The following is a 654-nucleotide window of genomic DNA, read 5'->3' as shown; positions in this document are numbered from 1 at the left end:
GGTATGGGGCTCAGGGACGCTGCACCTGACGCCACGCGAGATGCTACGTCTCGGCCAATTGGTGCTTCAGCAAGGCTGGTGGCAGGGAAGGTCGGTGGTGCCTGCGGTCTGGATCAGCCAGATGACCTGTCCGCGAGTCAAGGGATACAGCTTTATGGAGGGTCTGCCGGAGTACGGCTGGCTCTGGTGGTTGCCAGGACCGGATGAAACACCTGGCTGGTATGCCACCGGGTACGGTGGGCAATACATCGCTGTGTTTCCCACGCTTGACCTCGTGGTAGTCATGACAGGACAGATCAGCGATCATCCCAACCACCGCCACGTCATTGCTGAACTCGCGAGGCACGTGTCAGCTGCTGAGCCTGCATGATTAAGCTCAGGCTTACCGTGTTCATTCATGACGTAGACGGCGCTGTCCAGATGCTAGACGCTCACCAGGTACCACCGGGCCGGGCTAATGAACCGCGTGATAAAGCGCCCTGCCGATGTCCATGCCAGCCAAAAAGATGAAGGTCAAGCAGAGCATTGTCCATATCGGCTTCTGACGTTTCGGAATTGGAGTGAACCCAAAACGCAGGACCAGCAGGCAAGTCACTTCTAGGTTGGATGATAGCGGGCAGCGAACTCGGCAGGGGGGACATAGCCAAGACTGGA

The 654-nt window shown here is 58.0% G+C and carries 1 pseudogene; it reads left to right on the top strand.

The annotated features are described in order from the left end of the window. A pseudogene (locus GUI70_RS22550) lies at positions 1-370 on the top strand (serine hydrolase domain-containing protein); the annotation flags it as partial. Between the last annotated feature and the right edge of the window lie 284 nt (positions 371-654).

The organism is Deinococcus alpinitundrae (genome assembly GCF_009982895.1).
GTDB lineage: Bacteria > Deinococcota > Deinococci > Deinococcales > Deinococcaceae > Deinococcus > Deinococcus alpinitundrae.
Note: the sequence above shows the minus strand (reverse complement) of the source record. Positions and strands in the feature narration are given on the sequence as shown.